Source organism: Gordonia tangerina, assembly GCF_021556435.1.
Taxonomy (GTDB): domain Bacteria; phylum Actinomycetota; class Actinomycetes; order Mycobacteriales; family Mycobacteriaceae; genus Gordonia; species Gordonia tangerina.
In genome coordinates this window covers 79,149-96,257 of the sequence record NZ_JAKGCU010000010.1, presented here as the reverse complement: position 1 = coordinate 96,257, position 17,109 = coordinate 79,149, and the positions used below count along the sequence as shown (strand labels likewise).

The window sequence follows — 17,109 nt, the reverse complement described above, 5'->3', positions numbered from 1 at the left end:
ACCATCGGGTGTCGGTCACGACCGATAGGTTGGCGTCATGAACTCCCCCGCATCCCTGCGCCCTGACCAGCAGACGGCCGCCGACCGGGTGATCGAGAGTCTCGCCGGGCCGGGTGCACGCCTACGCGACGATCAGCTCATGGCGGTGGCAGCGCTGCTGGAGCCGTCGGCGCGCGTGCTGGTGGTCCAGGCCACCGGGTGGGGCAAGTCAGCGGTGTACTGGTCGGCGACGGCGATCCTGCGCAGCGCGTCTGCCGGGCCCACCCTGATCGTCTCGCCCTTGCTGTCGTTGATGCGTGATCAGGTCGCTGCGGCCGAGCGGGCCGGGCTACGGGCGGCGACCTTGAACTCGTCGAATGTCGACGAGTGGTCGATGATCGAGGCACAGCTGCGCGGCGGGGATCTCGATGTGCTGCTGGTGTCCCCGGAGCGTTTGGCCAATCCCGGGTTCGGCCGGCGTGTGCTCGACGCGCTCGCCGGTCAGCTCGGGCTGTTGGTGATCGACGAGGCCCACGCGATCTCGGACTGGGGTCACGATTTTCGACCCGATTACCGTCGCGTCTCCGACGTGCTGCAGACACTGAACCCGCAGACGCCGGTGCTGGCGACCACCGCAACCGCCAACGCCCGGGTCACCGAGGACGTGGCCGCCCAACTCGGCTCGCACACCCTGGTGCTGCGGGGCGCACTGGCACGACGATCGTTGCACCTCAACGTGATCGATGCGCTCTCGCCGATCCAACGCTACGGCTGGGTCGCCGAGTACCTTCCGCAGCTGCCGGGGTCGGGCATCGTCTACGTCCTCACCGTCGCCGATGCGGACCGCCTGGTGGACGCCATCACCGCTGTGCACGGCACCGAGTATCCGGTCGCGGCCTACACCGGCCAGCTCGACGCGCAGCGGCGGCACGAGCTGGAGGATGCGTTGTTGCGCAACGAGGTCAAGGCGCTGGTGGCCACCTCGGCCCTGGGCATGGGCTACGACAAACCCGACCTCGGTTTCGTGGTGCACGTGGGCGCACCACCGTCACCGGTCTCCTACTACCAGCAGGTCGGTCGTGCCGGGCGCGCACTCGACGAGGCGGTGGTGATGTTGCTGGCATCACGCACCGATGACGCCATCTGGGATCATTTCGCCACCGCGACCATCCCCGAACCCGACAAGATGCACGCACTGCTCGATGCCCTGAACTCAGCGGACGGCCCGATGTCGGTTCCCCAACTCGAGGCATCCACCGGATTCCGCAGGGGCCGAGTGGAACTGATGCTCAAGCAACTGGCCGTCGACGGCGCCACCGACCGGGGGCCCGACGGATGGCAGGCGACCGGGGTCGAATGGACCTACGACCAGGCACACTACGACGGCGTCATCGAGGTGCGCCGTCGCGAGGCCGACATCATGCGCTCCTATGTAGCCGGGCGGCAATGCCTCATGCAGCTGCTCACGTCGTCGCTCGACGACCCCGAGGCACAGCCGTGCGGGCGCTGCTCGGTGTGCCGCGGCCGGTTGACCGAACCATTGTCGGCCGACGTGCCCACCGAGACGGTGCGGACGATCACCGGCGCACTACGTCGTTCGGCTTTGCGGCTCGAGCCACGCAAGATGTGGCCGGGCGGCGTGTTCGGCACGCGCGGACGCATTCCGGCCACGCTCGCGGCGGAGACCGGACGAGTGCTGGCGCATGCCGATGCCCCGGAGTGGACCGAGTTGCTGGCCGGAGCACGTCGAGGTGACGACGCCGCGCTGAGCGATCTCGGCGACGCGGCAGTCGCGACTCTCGCGGCCTGGGTGCGCGAAGGCGGCGTTCGTCCGGATGTGATCGCGTCGCTGCGGCTGACCGGTACCACGCTGGCCGAGCAAGTCACCGAGTATCTGTGTCGGGTGGGCAAGCGTCCGGGCCTCTCGATCCCGGTCCGGATGGGCGAACCCCCGGGTCGCGACGCGACCGGCGCCACCGAGGCCGTCTACTGGCGCGATCACCTCGGTGACATGCCCGACGTCGCCGGTCAGAACGTGCTCCTCGTGGTCGACGAGAACGCGTCGGGCTGGCCGATCACACTGGCCGCCGCCGCGCTGCGCGAGGCCGGCGCCGCCACAGTGTCGCCGCTGCTCATCCACCGCACGGTCTGACCCGGATCCGTAGTACGAACCGTGCAGAAATCGCCGGTTCATACTACGAAATCGGGGGGTCAGGCGTCGGCGACGTACTCGCCGTAGCCGGTGGAGCGCAGGGCTGCGCGGATCTTGGCGGCCGCGTCGTCGAGTTCGGCGGGGTCGGGATCCTTTTGCGCATTGCCCAGGTCGAAGGCGTCCATGCTCTCCAGCGGGAACACGTGGATGTGCACGTGCGGCACCTCCAGCCCCGCGATCATCGTCCCCACCCGGGACGCCCCGAAGGCTTCTTTCACCGCCCGGCCCACCTTCTGCGAGACGTCGGTGAGATGGGTGTAGGAGGCGGTGTCCATCTGTTCCCAGTGGTCTACCTCTTTGCGGGGCACGACGAGCACATGTCCGGGCGTCACCGGGTTGATGGTGAGGAAGGCGACGGCCTGGCCGTCACGCCACACGAACCGTCCGGGCAGTTCTCCGTTGATGATCATGGTGAAGACGGAAGCCATGGGGATCACTGTAGCTGCGAGCCCGGTGCCACCCGACGTGTTGTCGGCGACCTGTCGGAGGTCCATGACATTCTTTTCGTGTGAGTCGACCAGAGTTCACCCGCGGCGGACCGTCCCGGGTCCACACCGTTGCCTCGACCGACGTGGTCGAGCACGCCCAGCGGTTCCCGCGGTTGCGGTACATGGGTTCGAAGTATCGGCTCCTGCCGCACCTGGAACGCACCTTCGCAGAGATCGGCGGGAGCACCGCCGTCGACGCGTTCTCCGGTTCGGGCGTCGTGTCGTACCTGTTGAAGGCGCAGGGTTTTCAGGTGCTGAGCAACGACTTCCTCACCTTCCCGCACATCATCACCCGGGCCACGGTCGCCAACTCCAGCGTGCGGCTCGAACCAGACCTTATCGACGAGATCTGTGGCCCACCCGCCGACGACCGCGATTTCATCCAGGACACCTTCGACGGCCTGTACTTCGACGCCGAGGACCGCGCATTCCTGGACTCGGCCTGGTCACACATCGACCGACTGCGCGGGTACCGCCGCGACCTGGCCATTTCGGCGCTTGTGTTGTCGGCGGCCCGTAAACAACCGCGTGGGGTGTTCACCTTCACCGATTCGTCGCGCTATGCCGACGGCCGCCGTGACCTGCGGATGTCGTTGCGCGACCATTTCCGCACGCGGTCGGCCGCCGAGTACAACGCCACCGTGTTCAGCAACGGGCGGTCCAACCGCAGCGTGAGCGGCGACATCTTCGATCTCGATCTGTCGGCGCTCGACGCCCCACCGGACCTCGTCTATCTCGATCCGCCGTACGCGCCGCCGACCGACGACAACGATTACATCAAGCGCTACCACTTCCTCGAAGGCCTCAGCGCGTATTGGCAGGGTATGACGATCATGGAGCACACCAAGACCAAGAAGCTCACCAAGCGCTACACACCGTTTGCTTACAAGCATTCGATCGAGGACGCACTGGTGCGCACCTTCGAGCATTTCGAACAGGCCGGGGCGATCGTGCTCTCCTACTCGTCCAACGCGCTGCCCGGCGCCGACCGGATCGTCGATCTGCTGGGTAAGGTCAAGCCGTCCGTGGAGGTGATCGCGATCGACCACAAGTACAGTTTCGGCACGCACGTCGCCGCCACCCGGCGCGACGTGAGTGAGTACCTTTTCATCGGTCGCGACTGAGCGGTGACGACGTTCTCGGTAGCTGCGTCTGGTCTCGATACGCCCGCTCGTTCCTCGCGGGCTACTCGACCAGCAGAAACCACACCCCCTCGTACCTCACGGACTACTCGACCAGCGAACACCACACCCCCTCGTACCTCACGGACTACTCGACCAGCGAACACCACACCCCCTCGTACCTCACGGACTACTCGACCAGCGAAGAAAGCCACCTCCATCGGTGGTCGAGTAGCGAGCGAGCCCCCCAGGGCGAGCCCGCGTATCGAGACCACGCAACCTGGTCTCGATACGCCCGCTCGTTCCTCGCGGGCTACTCGACCAGCAGAAACCACGCCCGCTCGTTCCTCGCGGGCTACTCGACCAGCGAACACCACACCCCCTCGTACCTCACGGGCTACACGACCAGCGGAAGCAGCGTCGGATGAGTGACGCAGGAGACTTCGACGACTACCTGAAGACGCTGGGCCGCTTGACCTCTCACGTCGACCCGACCGCATCGACGCCGGAGGCCGAGCGGATCACCACGGCCACGGGCAGCCTGGGTGAGCTCCTCGACACCGACGTCGCCGGGCTCGCGGCCTGGGCCCGCGATCATCCCGCCGACGTCCCGGTTCTCGGGCTGGCGGTCGGTCTCTCCCAGGAGAAGCTGAAGAATGTGTTGCGTGACCGGTTCGGCACCACCGGCTGGCATGGGGTTGCCCGGACACAGCCGGTGGATCTGGTCACCTGGCTCGACACCGAGTTCGACCTGGTCCGGATGCTGCGCACCCAACTGGAACGCACGTACACTTTTGCCGACATCCTGGTCGCCCGTGCCGGCAGTCGGGTGACCGCCACCCGGGCCGGCGCTTCCGGACGCCGCATCGAGGACGAGATCGAGTCCATCGCACAGGATCTCGGACTCGACTACACCACGCGGTCACGCTTCACCGGCCGCAACGGCCGCACCGCCCCGGCCGATCTGATCATCGGCGATCCCGACACCGCCGACATCGTGGTGGCCGCCAAGGGTTTCGACTCCACCGGCAGCAAACTCACCGACGCGGTCCGCGAGATCGAGGAGATGGCCGAGGTGCGGCTGCCGCGACAACTCGTCCTCGCGGTGATCGACGGAATCGGCTGGAAATCAAGGCAATCCGATCTACGGCGTATCCACCAACTGTGGGCCGACCGGCAGATCGACGGCATGTACACATTGGTCAGCCTGGACCGGTTCCGGGAGGACGTCCGCGAGTTCGCGACGCTGCGCCGACTGATCTGACTGCTATTCGCCGTAGAGCCGAGCGATGTCCGGCGAATCCAGCCAGCCCGAATACGTCGGGGTGCGCGGCCAACCGTCGGGGGAATCCTGCCATTCCTCGCGCCGCCCGTAGGGCAGGGCGTCGATCAGTGGGAAGGTGTGCGAGAGCTGCTCGGTGCCGCGACCATTCGTGTGCCAGGTGCGGTAGACGGTGTCGCCGTCACGGAGGAAAACGTTGACGCCGAATCCCTCACCCGGCCCGGCGTCGACGTCGGCGCCGAATGAGCTCTCCGACGACGAGTACCACTCCATCTGATTGCCGACGCGTGCCTTGTAGGCGAGGGCTTCCTCGATCGGCCCGTTGGTGACGATGACGAACCGCGCGTCATAGTTCGCCAGGAAGTCGAGCCGGGTGAACTGTGCGGTGAAGCTCGTGCAGCCGCCGCACTGGAATTCTGCGCCGTCGCTCCACATGTGGTTGTAGACGATCAGCTGGGCGCGGCCGTCGAAGACGTCAACCAACGAGATCGGCCCGTCGGGTCCGATCAGTGTGTAATCGGGCATCTCGACCATCGGTAACCGGCGTCGCTGCGCGGCGATCGCGTCGAGTTCGCGGGTGGCGGCCTTCTCCCGGGCCCGGAGTTCGGCGAGGGCGGTTCGCCAGGACTGTTCGTCGACGACCGGCGGCATCTGTGCGGACATGAGTGATCCCCTTTCGCTGTCCCACTACTGACCGTGCCGGGCGACGAAACTCATCGGTCTAGTCGATCCGACGCGGCAATCGCACCCAGAACCGCGATCCCTGCCCTGGTGTCGAGTCCACCCCGACGGTACCGCCGTGCGCGTCCACCAGTGCCGAAACAATGGACAACCCCAGCCCGCTGCCGCCGCCACGGTCGCCGCGATGACGCGACGAGTCGCCCCGGTAGAACCGCTCGAACACATGCGCGGCCTCCTCGGGGGTCAGACCTTGCCCGGTGTCGGCCACGGTCATCACCACGTCATCGTTCTCGGCGGTCGTGTCGACGTCGATGCCCACGGTGATCGACGCGTCGTCGGGTGTGTGCGCGATGGCATTGTTGATCAGGTTCCGCAGCACTTGCAGCAACCGCGGCGCGTCGCCGGTCACCACGGGCGGCTCACCGGTGGTACCTATCTCGACGTGGATCTCACGGTGCGGGGCGGCCGCCGCAGCACCGTGCACCGCGTCGGCGACGACGGCCAGCAGATCGACCGGGCGGTTGTCGACGGGGCGGTGGGCGTCGAGGCGAGCCAACATCAGCAGGTCCTCCACCAGCAGACCCATCCGGCCGGCCTCGGCGTCGATCCGGCCCATCGCATCGGCGGCGTCGGGCACTGCGCCCTGCTTGTACAACTCCGCGAACCCCTTGATCGAGGTCAACGGTGTACGCAGCTCGTGGCTGGCGTCGGCAATGAACCGGCGCATCTTCTCCTCCGAGGTGCGTGCCTGTTCTTCGGATGAGCGAGCCTGCTGTTCAGAGGCGGCTGTTCGTGCAAATGCCCGCTGGATCTGGCCGAGCATTGTGTTCAGCGACTCCGACAGACTGCCGACTTCGGTGTTGGGCGGGGCCGGCGGCACCCGCATGTTGAGGTTGCCCGCCGCGATCGCGTGGGCGGTCTCCTCAACCCGACGCAGCGGCCGCAGACTCGACCGCACCAGCAGATAGCTGAGCACACCGATCGCCAGCACGACCAACGCACCTATGCCCAACTGCAGCCACATCAGCCGTGTCAGCGTGGCGTGGACATCGCTGAGCGGGGTGGCCACGATCGACACACCGTAGGGCGTCTCGTCCTTGATCACCCGCCACTGCGGGCCGTCGCCGTCGGCCGAATCGACGGTCATCGGTCCGGTGCTGCCCTCGGGAAGCGACTCCAGATCAGGTTGCGACGAGAAGTCGTTGTTGACGATGGTGTTGCCGTCGCTGGTGACGATCATCGAATAGAACTGCGACGGCGGGCGACGCGGCCCCAACGGCGGTCCCGGGGTGAAACTGACCGGGTCGCGCGGCTTGGCCCAGGTCTCCACCGACGACGTCAGACCTTCGTCGGTGCGCGAGAGCAGGTCCTGCTTCATCGCCGACGTCACCGCGATGCCTGACGCAAACAGTCCCAGCACCACCAGGACCAGGGTCAGGCCGACCAAAGACAGCCGCAGCGGCAGCCCGCGCTTGCGGGCCGGCTCCGGTGCGTGTCCGGTCGGGGCGGTGGTAGGTGGGGAGGTCACTCGCGGGGCTCTCGCATCACGTAGCCGACGCCGCGCAAGGTGTGGATCAGGCGCTTGTCGCCGGTGTCGAGTTTGCGGCGCAGATAGGAGACGTAGGACTCGACCACATTGACCTCGCCACCGAAGTCGTAATTCCACACGTGGTCGAGGATGCGGGGCTTCGACAACACGGTTCCGGCGTTGACCATGAAATAGCGCAACAGGGTGAATTCGGTGGGTGAGAGCGCCACCAAGTTGCCCGCCTTCCACACCTCATGCGTCTCGTCATCGAGTTCGATGTCGGCGAATGTGATGCGGGCCGACTCCTTGGCCTGCTCGTCGAAACCGCTGCGACGCAGCAACACCTGCAGCCGGGCGACCACCTCCTCGAGCGAGAACGGTTTGGTCACGTAGTCGTCGCCGCCGATGGTCAGTCCGTTGATCTTGTCCTCCACCGAATCGCGGGCGGACAGGAACAGCACCGGGGCGTCGATGCCGTCGGCGCGCAGCCGGCGCAGCAGCCCGAAACCGTCCATCCCCGGCATCATCACGTCGAGAATCAATACATCGGGTTTGAAGGTGCGGCAGCGGTCGAGCGCCGACGGCCCGTTCTCGGCGGTCGAAACCTCATAGCCCTGGAACTTGAGCGACACCGACAGCAGCTCGCGGATGTTCTCCTCGTCGTCGACGACGAGTACCTTGGCGCCCTGGCCGCCTGCCGGACCGTTCACAGATTCGCTCATGCCATCACTCTCGCCGACCAGCCTGCCATGGATCTGGACGGTTCCTGGGAGAACTCTGTGAATGCTCACCAGCCCTGATGCCGGATGTCGACCAGGCCGCGGGCTCAGCCACGCATGAACGGCGCAGGGTAGCCCGGGGTGGGCCGAACCTCCCCCAACCACCCCGCCAGCGCCTCGGCCTGCTCGGTCAGCGCGCGCATCGCCACCGCCGGCAGTTTCTCGAACGGGTGTAACTCGATGTGTCCGTCGTCCTTGTTCTGACGCCAACCGCCGACGATCCGCCCGTCCCACCAGGCCGTCTGCCCGCCGTTGCCGTTGCGGTCGAAGACGTGCTCGGCATGTGGGCCGAGGTAGAAACCACGCTCCTTCCAGCCCATCGTGGTGGGGTCGAGTTCGGGCAGCAGATGGGCCTGCGGTGGCGGCGCATCGCCGGCACCGTCGGGCAGGTCGTCGGGCAACAGGTAGCCGACGGCGCCGCCGTCGAGGTCGACCTCGACCGCGTCGAGGTCGGCCAGCGCGGTACGCACGACACGTTTGGTGCTGCCCAACCACCAGACGATATCGGTCTCGGTGCCCGGTCCGAATGCTCGCAACCAGCGGCGCACCATGGCGCGGTGACCGTCGGCCGCCGACACCTGCGGGAGTTCGTGGCCCAGCCAACGTTCCATCGCCACCCACGACGGCCGCGACAACGTCCAGGTCGCCGAGTTGGGTCCGCGCACGATCTCCCCGGCCGCGCTCATCATGTTCAGCACACGCGGTCCCATCGCGACGCGACCACCCCACGACTTGCCCTGGCCGTAGACCACGTGGCCGTCGAGGACCGGGTTGCGGCGACGGAGTTCGGTGGAGGTCCGCGCGCAGCCGTCGGCGAGGTCGGTGGCCACCGCGGCCCGCGCCGCGTCGATCCAGGCGTCCGGGTCGTCGAAGTCGGGGCTGCGACGCAGGTCGCGGAGCATGTTGGTGCGCTCGGACGCGGTCACGCGGGGGCCGACCGCACCGATCGCCTCGGCGAGCACGGTGTGTCCGAACACGAACAACGTCCGGCGCATGGCGAGTTGTTTGACGAGAGTCCGATCGGCGTACAGCGCGCGGTCCATCGTCTCGGGATCGAACCCGGGAAGCCGCGCCCACGCCGACAGGTAGACCGTCGACGGTGTGGTGGCGTGCAGTCCGACGAGGTCGTCGACCATCTCGGTCAGCGCCGCGGTGGGGTCGGTTCGGTCGAGGTGATGACGTCGGATCAGTCGTCGGCGGCGTTCGGCGTCGTCGACGACGGGTCGGGTCGTCATGCCGCGGGTGCGGCGATCGCTTCGATCTCGACGAGCTGGTCGTCGTAGGCGAGGCCGGTGACGCCCATCATCATCGCCGGCGGTACCGGGGTGCCGAACTCGGCGACGATCTCGTCCCAGGCGACCACCAGATCTGCCTGCAACTGCTCGGCGACGTAGATCGTCAGCTTCGCGATGTCAGCCATCGAGGCACCCTGATCGTCGAGCACGGAGCGCAGGTTCGCCAGACAGGTCCGCGTCTGGCCGACCACATCGCCGGGCGGGACGATCGCGCCGGCCGCGTCGAGCGGGCTGATGCCCGCGGTGAAGATCAGCGGTCCCGCGGTGACTGTCGCGCTGTAGGCGAAGCCGGCGGCCGGGAGCGTGGACGAACCGTTCAGACGGAGACGGGCCATGCCCGCGATCCTACGTCGACGCTCGAGAGGTCGACTGCAGCCGTTGCACGACCCGCACCCCCGACCTGACGGCGTCCGTCGCGCCACCGCGCGTCGGGCAACGGCTGCAGTCGCGCGTTCGATGGCGGTCTCACGCGCTGATGTCAGTTCACCCCGATCGCCGCCGCCAGGCCAGCGACCGGCACCGGGACTCGACATCGTCGCTGTTCAGGGCGTAAACGAACATTCCGGACCGGACACCGGAGGGGATCCGGCGACGCGAAACCCCCTGGCATGGGTCATTCACCCGAGGTGTTCGGCCTCACTGGAATGGCGATCCGGACGACGTTGGGCGCATGATGTTCCGGAGAGTGTCGGTCGGGTGAATTTTCGGTGATGGTGAGTGGACTTCGGTAGTGCGTTGGCGCGCCTGTTCGTGCAGGCGGGCCGGCCGACACTGCGGGCTGCCGCAGCACGCTCGACGGTGTCGGCGCAACGGATCAGTGACTGGCGTAACGGGCGCCACTTGCCGCGGGATTTCGCGACCGTCGAACCGCTGCTGCTGTGGCTGACGGCGCGCGCGGTGGCCGATGGGCAGGACGAGGTGTTGAGCCTGCCGCAGTGGAAGGACCTCTGGGACAAGCACCTGACCGAGGCGGACGAGCCCGACCTCGCGCGACCGACCACTTCCGCGGTGGCCCGCCCGTACGCCGGACTCGCGACGGTCACCGCCGCCGACAGCGCCGTGTTCTTCGGCCGCGACGATCTGATCTCGACGCTCGTCGACACCATCGTGGAGGCCGCCGACGCCCCGACCGGTCCCCGACTGATCATCGTGGCCGGTGTGTCGGGCTCCGGAAAGTCTTCCCTGCTCGACGCCGGCCTGGCGCGCGACCGCCGCGTGCGGGCCCCCCGCCGGGCCGTGATCACCGCGACCGGACTGCAGCTACCCACGGCCTACCCCGGCACACATGCCGAGCCCGAGCCGGCGGACAGCGGGTCGTCGCGTCGGCTCCCCGAGGTGATCGTGCTCGATCAGTTCGAGGATGTGTTCGCGCTGCCGCCGACCGTGCTGGTCGAGACGATGCGCGCGGTCGAGGAGCTGTCGCAGGACTCGGTGGTCGTGCTGGGCGTGCGTGCCGACTTCTTCGGCCAATGCGTGGAGTTCGGGTTCCTCGCGCAGGCCTGGCAAACCCGCTGCGTGATCGTGTCGGAGATGACCGGCGCCCAGTTGCGCGAGGTCATCACCGGTCCGGTCCGGCTGGCCGGCGGGCGGATCGAGTCGGGCCTCGCCGACGTGCTGATCAGCGACCTACATGCGGCGTCCACCGTGGGCGACCGGGCCGGCCGACTCCCGCTGCTGGCCCACGTGCTGGCGGCGACCTGGACACGCCGGTCGGGTAACCGAATGACGATCTCGGGGTATCGCGCCACCGGCGGCATCGCGCGTGCCGTCGCCGACACCGCCGAAGCCGCCTGGTCGGCGGTGGAACCCGACGACCGCAACCTGGCCCGCGCACTGCTGCTGGCGCTGGTGCATGTGGGCCCGGGCGGTGCGGCGCTGCGCGTGCCGCTGCACACCGACACCATCTCCGACCGGTTCCCGGCCCGCATCTCCGCGGTCATCGACATCTTCGCGCAGGCCCGTCTGCTGATCGTGACGTCGGACTCGGTGATGCTGGTCCACGACGTGGTCCTGACGGCATGGCCCCGGCTGGCCGAATGGATCGCCGCCGACTCCGGCATCCACCAGTGGCGACAGCAACTCGACACCGACACCACCGCGTGGCTCGACACCGATCGCAGCCGCTCGTTCCTCTACACCGGATCGCGCCTGGACGACGCCCGCCGACATCGCGCCGCGCTGCGCCGCACCTACCAGCATCTGCTCTCCGCCGAGAACGAGGCATTCCTCGACGCCGCGTTCACCCAGCAGCGCCGACGACGACTGATCCGGGTGCTGTCGATCACGGTGGTGGTGGTGCTGGCCGTGGTGTCGACGATCACCGCGGCCATCGTCCTACGTCAGGCCCACGACCTCACCCAGCAGCGCAACAACGCCGAACGGGCCGCGCTGTTGTCGCACATCGACAGCCTGCAGCAGACCAATCCGTCGATGGCGGCGCGCCTGCTGCTGGTGGCGCTCGATCTCTATCCCGACGACCCGACCATCAGCCAACGCGTGTTGGGCGCGTCCACCAGTCCGCTGTCGGAGCCGCTGACCGGGCACTCCGGTCCGGTGTACGACGTCCGGTTCTCCGCCGACAGCACAATGTTCGCGTCCGCCAGCGGCGACCGCACCGCCCGGCTGTGGCAACGTACCGCCGACGGCTCGTATCGGACGGTGTCGACGCTGGGCGGCTACGGCAACTATCTGACCTCGGTGGCCTTCCACCCCAGCCAAGCCCTGCTGGCGACCGGCAGTGGTGACGGCACCGTCCGCGTGTGGGACATCAGCGAACCGTCGGCGCCACGCCAACAGGTCTCGGTCAGTCCCGGGCACGGAACCGTCTACATGGTGCGCTTCGCGCCGGATGGGCGCCACCTCGCCGCGTCATCAGACGACGGCACGGTCACCATCTTCGCCGTCGACGCGCCCGGGGCGGTACGCGAGACGGCCATGCTGGCCGCCCATTCCGCGGCCGCACGCACCGTGGCCTACAGCCCGGACGGTCGACTGTTGGCGACCGGTGGCGACGACAAGGTGGTGCGACTGTTCGACACCTCAGACGGTGACCGACCGGTGCCCGCAGCCCCGCCGATCACCGGTTTTCCCAGCATCACCCACGCCGTCGCGTTCAGTCCCGACAGCCGCACCCTCGCGGTCACCGGCGACAGCCCCAACGCCCAGCTGTGGAATGTCGCGACGCCCTCGCGTCCCACCCCGGTGACGACCTCACTGCCCAACACCACCGCCGGTTCCTGGTCGATCACCTTCGACGACGACGGCGATCAACTCGCCTCGGCCCGCGCCGACGGGCGGGTGACGGTGTGGAACACCATCGACCCGGCGATGCCGGTGACGCAATGGACATTGCAGTCGGCCAGCATGCAGGGCACGCCGGAACAGGGCTCGGTCCGGACGTTCTCCAGCATCTTCAGCCCGGACGGGTCAAGCATGGTGGTCGGGCGCTCCGACGGCGCCATCGACCTGTGGCATCTGCCCACCGGCGTCATCCCCGATCGTGGCGGCACCGTCACCGGCCTGGCGAACAACGCCGACGGCACGGTGCTCACCACGGTCGGCACCGACACCACCCTCAACGTGTGGTCCACCAGCCCGGAGGGATGGGCCCGGCAGTCACGCACTCCGATCCAGCGGCGGGTCAACGATCACCCGTCGGTCAGCGTGAACGCTGACGGCACGTTGGCCGCTACGGCGAACAACAACGGTGGGCTGGTGCAGCTGTGGGATATCGCCGACCACGCCGATCCGCGTCGCACCGCCGATCTGCGGGTGTCGACGCGATACACCAATGCGATCGCCTTCTCCCCAGAAGCCGACCTTCTCGCCACCGGCACCACCGACACCACCGTGCAACTCTGGGACGTCGGCGATCCCCGGCAACCGAGGGCCGTCGGCGCCCCACTGACCGGGCCCGAAGACCTCATCCGCAGTGTCGCGTTCAGCCCCGACGGCCGACGGCTGGCAGTGACCTCCGACGACAAACGCACCTACGTCTACGACCTCGACGGCGACCGGCGCGCGCCGACCGCCGTCGTCACCGACACCAGCCCGGCGGCGCGGGCGGTGTTCAGCCGCGACGGCACGGCACTGATCATCGCCGCACGTGACCTCTCCACCTGGGACGTCGAGCACGGCGGTGCCGAGGAGATCGATCGCAGACCCAACATCCACGCGGCAACGTTGTCGCTGACGCCGACCCGGCTGGTGGTGGGCACCGCGACGCATCACCTCACCACCTTCGTGTTCGATCGCGGCCGACTCGGCGCCCAGCAGTCAATCGTCCCGTTGATCACCACCACCGACACCACCACGAAGTGGCAGTTCCCCGATCACATGTACAGCGACGACACCATCATCACCGCCGGTGACGTCACCGGGAGCATCCACCTGCAGACCACCGACCTCGCCACCGCCAACCGGTGGATCTGCGACAGCACACCGCACCTGACCGAGTCGCAGCGCGAACTGTATCTGCCGCACACCGACATCGCCGACGAATGCCGTAGCTGATCGCCGCGCGAGCGGCCTCGGGTCGCGCGGGTCGTCGACCACGCTCGGCAGCCGAGCCGACCCGCGCGATCCGAGCAGACCCGCGCGATCGTCGCCGTCCCGGTCCACAGACGACGGAACCCGCCGCAGGCGTATCTGCGACGGGTTCCGGCTCGGCGTTTCGCGAAGTATCAGTACTCCGGGAACAGCGTCAAGGCCCACTCGCCGACCGACTCGAGTTCCGGATTGGTTTCGACGGCCTTGGTGATGCCCAGCTTGATGTTGTCCAGCGTCGGCGCCGCGTTCTCCACCGTCGGCTCGATGGTCGGCAGCGGCTGCGCGCTCGCGGGCGCCGCGGCGAACGCCATCGCCCCGGCCATGGCTGCCCCCGCAAACCCTGCTCCGACCACCCGACGCACGACCTTCGCCCGCGTACCGCGTGCGCTCGTCTCGTTGATTCCCCGGCCCATCTCGTCGACCGCCTTTCCCCCGCCTCAGGCGCGAGTGTCGTGTGAATGACTGCAGTGAACCAATGTATGCGGTGATCGGGCCGCCGGGCACATCGAGATGGCTTGAGTCACAAAAGTTATCGGGCAGCGACAATTGCCAGTGAGGACCGGCGGTTCACCACAGCGCAGCGACTACCGGAAGCTCAGCACCTCGTCGCCCCACGCCCGGCGGATGTCGCCGTCGAGATCGTCGACGACGCGGTCGTCGGAATCGACGACCAGCGTGGACCGCGTCTGCTCGTCGAACATCGGCCACGGCAATGCACCGCTGTCATCCGGCACGCCGTGGTGGGCGAATGAGGTCCAGCGCCGTTGCAGCCGACCGGAGATCTCCTCGCCGGTCTTGCGTCCCCCGAGCTTGAACGTGATGTCTTTGGGCCCGGCGACGAGATTGCCCCAGACGTAGGGCAGTTCGGTGGCGTGCGTGGCCCCCACCCGCAGGGCCCGCAGCATCCGGGTGGCCCAGTCGAAGCGGTACAGGTAGACCGGTGTGTGCCGTCCGTGCGCTTCGGCAAGCCACACCGTGGGCATCCGGAAGGCGATGTCCCGCGCGACGCCGAGACCGGCGACCTTGGGCCGCATCCCCGAGTACGCCGAGGTGATCTGCGCGCGCGGCGGCACCGTGACATCCGGGTACTCGGCCATCATGTCGGCGAACATCCGCTCGATGTCGTCGGGGGTGATCGGCATCAACGGCGACTTCATCCACTTGAACAGCGCCGCCTCGTCCTTGTTGGTCCCGATCAACAGGGGCACCGGCATCGATTCGCCGGCCCGGAACACATCCATCGGGTGCCGGGGAACCAGGTCGCCGTCGATGACCGGTGCGAAAGCAATGGTGCCGGGACTGTCCACCGGAACGTCGGTGAACACCGTCATCGTCGCGTCGGTGATCCGTGCGACGTCAACGGTGGCGAGTTGCTCGGCGTCGGCGGATCGCAGACCGAGCGCCGCCATCAGCTTCTCGGCGATCCCCGCCGAGCGCTCGTGGTCGTACATCGACGTCGCCGGTGAACTCTGTGCGATCGCCCGATGGAACAGACCGTCGGCGGCCGCCATCGTCAGCAGCGTGGTGACGATTCCGGCGCCCGCCGACTCACCGAAAACGGTGACGTTGTCGGGATCGCCGCCGAAGCCGGCGATGTTGTCGCGCACCCACTGCAGTGCGAGAAGAATGTCGCTGAGCGCCGCATTCGACTCGAACCGGGGCTGCGTTGAGTCGAGGAGGTCGTTGAGCGATGTGAGGTCGGCGAAGCCGAGTGCGCCGAGCCGATAGTTGAGCGTCACCACGACGACGCGGCCGTCGCGGGCGAGGTCGGTCGCCTCGTAGAGCGGCTGGCTTCCGCTGCCGAACACGTAGGCACCGCCATGCAGCCACACCATCACCGGTAGCGCCTCATCGGCGACCGGCGCCCAGACGTTGAGGAACAGGCAGTCCTCACCCATCTGCGCATCGGCGCCCAATGCGATGGCGGGGTTGCGTTCCTGCGGGCACACCGGGCCGAACCCGGTGGCATCGACGACGTCGTCGTGGGGTTGCGGGGGCCGCGCCCGACGCCACCGCAGGTCCCCGACCGGAGCCGCGGCGTACCGGATACCGCGCCAGACGTCGACACCGTCGCGACTGCTGCCCCGAACCGGTCCGTGGGTGGTCGTCACGACCAGATCTGCTTCGCCCATGTCCCCATCGTGGCGCGAACCCGCACACCGCGCCCACAGATGTGACACACCGGTCACCTTCTACTCTCGGAACCGTGCCTACGACCGAGTTGATCGAGTTGCCCGGTGGCCGGTTCCGGATGGGCTCGGACCGGCACTACCCGGAAGAACAACCTGCCCACGACCGGGTAGTGGAGCCGTTTGCGATCGAACGTCATCCGGTCACCACCGCACAGTTCGCCGAGTTCATCGCAGCCACCGGATATGTCACGGTCGCCGAGCAGGCGCCGGACCCGGCCGATTTCCCCGACGCCGACCCGGCCTCCCTCCGGCCCGGCTCGGTGGTGTTCACCCCGAGCGCGGCACCGGTGGACCTGCACGACTGGCGGGTGTGGTGGCGCTGGCAGCCCGGCGCAAGCTGGCGCCGACCGACCGGCACCGACAATCTCCTCGTGGCCCGCGCCGAGCACCCGGTGGTGCACATCGCCTACCGCGACGCCGCCGCCTACGCCGACTGGGTCGGCCGGCGCCTGCCGACCGAGGCCGAGTGGGAGTTCGCGGCCAGCGGCGGTCTCGACGGGCAGGAGTACGCCTGGCCCGGCGACGAGCTGCGGCCCGGCGGGCGCGACATGGCGAACACCTGGAAGGGCCGATTTCCGTACCGCAACGACGGTTGGGGAACGACGTCGCCGGTCGGCACGTACCCGACCAACGGGTTCGGCCTGCACGACATGATCGGCAACGTGTGGGAGCGATGCTCGGACGTGTGGGTACCGCGTCACCCGGTGTCCGACACCGCAGCCGTCGATGCCGACGGTCGCCCGAACCTCCTTGCGCCCACCACGTCACCGCAGGTCATGCGGGTCACCAAGGGTGGATCACATCTGTGCGCACCGGCGTACTGTCGCCGCTACCGACCGGCCGCGCGCTCGGCGCAGTCCGACGACTCGGCGACGTCGCATCTGGGGTTTCGGTGCGTGGTGTGAGTAGGCAGACCTCGCGCGGATGAAACGCGTCACAACCAGGAACACACCCCGCCTCCGAGGCCGTTGACTTCTCGGTTCTGGCGCCGGAGGCGGGTTTTT

13 protein-coding genes are annotated in these 17,109 nt (G+C 68.0%); 5 read left to right on the top strand and 8 right to left on the bottom strand.

What is annotated here, in order from left to right:
- Positions 1 to 37: 37 nt before the first annotated feature.
- A complete protein-coding gene (locus L1892_RS12860) occupies positions 38 to 2,131 on the top strand; it encodes a RecQ family ATP-dependent DNA helicase (protein WP_235723987.1) in 2,094 nt (697 codons plus the stop codon).
- Positions 2,132 to 2,190: 59 nt separating this feature from the next.
- On the opposite strand, the gene L1892_RS12855 is transcribed toward L1892_RS12860, so the two are convergent.
- Entirely contained in the window at positions 2,191 to 2,619 is a 429-nt protein-coding gene (locus L1892_RS12855) for an HIT family protein (protein WP_235723986.1), read from the bottom strand.
- An 80-nt stretch (positions 2,620 to 2,699) separates the two neighbouring features.
- On the opposite strand from L1892_RS12855, the gene L1892_RS12850 reads away from it, so the two are divergent.
- Both L1892_RS12850 and L1892_RS12845 read left to right on the top strand, forming a co-directional pair.
- Positions 2,700 to 3,803, top strand: a complete 1,104-nt coding sequence (locus L1892_RS12850; RefSeq protein ID WP_435948504.1) for a DNA adenine methylase — start codon at positions 2,700 to 2,702, stop codon at positions 3,801 to 3,803.
- A gap of 421 nt (positions 3,804 to 4,224) precedes the next feature.
- On the top strand, positions 4,225 to 5,064 hold the full coding sequence (locus L1892_RS12845) for a hypothetical protein (RefSeq protein WP_235723985.1): 840 nt from the start codon (positions 4,225 to 4,227) through the stop codon (positions 5,062 to 5,064).
- 3 nt (positions 5,065 to 5,067) lie between these two features.
- On the opposite strand, the gene L1892_RS12840 is transcribed toward L1892_RS12845, so the two are convergent.
- From L1892_RS12840 to L1892_RS12820, 5 genes are all read right to left on the bottom strand, one after another.
- Complete coding sequence (locus L1892_RS12840) at positions 5,068 to 5,745, bottom strand: DUF899 domain-containing protein (protein ID WP_235723984.1); 678 nt, start codon at positions 5,743 to 5,745, stop codon at positions 5,068 to 5,070.
- 58 nt (positions 5,746 to 5,803) lie between these two features.
- Positions 5,804 to 7,291, bottom strand: coding sequence for a sensor histidine kinase (locus L1892_RS12835; RefSeq protein ID WP_235723983.1), 1,488 nt, complete (start codon positions 7,289 to 7,291; stop codon positions 5,804 to 5,806).
- Positions 7,288 to 8,013, bottom strand: a complete 726-nt coding sequence (locus L1892_RS12830; protein WP_235723982.1) for a response regulator transcription factor — start codon at positions 8,011 to 8,013, stop codon at positions 7,288 to 7,290. The genes L1892_RS12835 and L1892_RS12830 overlap by 4 nt, the downstream gene beginning before the upstream one ends.
- Before the next feature lie 104 nt (positions 8,014 to 8,117).
- Complete coding sequence (locus L1892_RS12825) at positions 8,118 to 9,305, bottom strand: winged helix DNA-binding domain-containing protein (protein WP_235723981.1); 1,188 nt, start codon at positions 9,303 to 9,305, stop codon at positions 8,118 to 8,120.
- On the bottom strand, positions 9,302 to 9,700 hold the full coding sequence (locus L1892_RS12820; RefSeq protein ID WP_235723980.1) for a RidA family protein: 399 nt from the start codon (positions 9,698 to 9,700) through the stop codon (positions 9,302 to 9,304). The genes L1892_RS12825 and L1892_RS12820 overlap by 4 nt, the downstream gene beginning before the upstream one ends.
- Positions 9,701 to 10,082: 382 nt before the next feature.
- Here L1892_RS12820 and L1892_RS25035 point away from each other — a divergent pair, with 382 nt between their 5' ends.
- Entirely contained in the window at positions 10,083 to 13,877 is a 3,795-nt protein-coding gene (locus L1892_RS25035) for an nSTAND1 domain-containing NTPase (protein WP_372475034.1), read from the top strand.
- A 170-nt stretch (positions 13,878 to 14,047) separates the two neighbouring features.
- On the opposite strand, the gene L1892_RS12805 is transcribed toward L1892_RS25035, so the two are convergent.
- Positions 14,048 to 14,326, bottom strand: a complete 279-nt coding sequence (locus L1892_RS12805) for a hypothetical protein (RefSeq protein WP_235723979.1) — start codon at positions 14,324 to 14,326, stop codon at positions 14,048 to 14,050.
- Positions 14,327 to 14,497: 171 nt separating this feature from the next.
- Entirely contained in the window at positions 14,498 to 16,045 is a 1,548-nt protein-coding gene (locus tag L1892_RS12800) for a carboxylesterase/lipase family protein (protein ID WP_235723978.1), read from the bottom strand.
- A gap of 119 nt (positions 16,046 to 16,164) precedes the next feature.
- Between L1892_RS12800 and L1892_RS12795 the strand changes: the two genes are divergently transcribed.
- Positions 16,165 to 17,010 carry an SUMF1/EgtB/PvdO family nonheme iron enzyme gene (locus tag L1892_RS12795; RefSeq protein ID WP_235724033.1) on the top strand — a complete coding sequence of 282 codons (846 nt, stop codon included), beginning with the start codon at positions 16,165 to 16,167 and terminating at the stop codon, positions 17,008 to 17,010.
- Positions 17,011 to 17,109 lie beyond the last annotated feature (99 nt).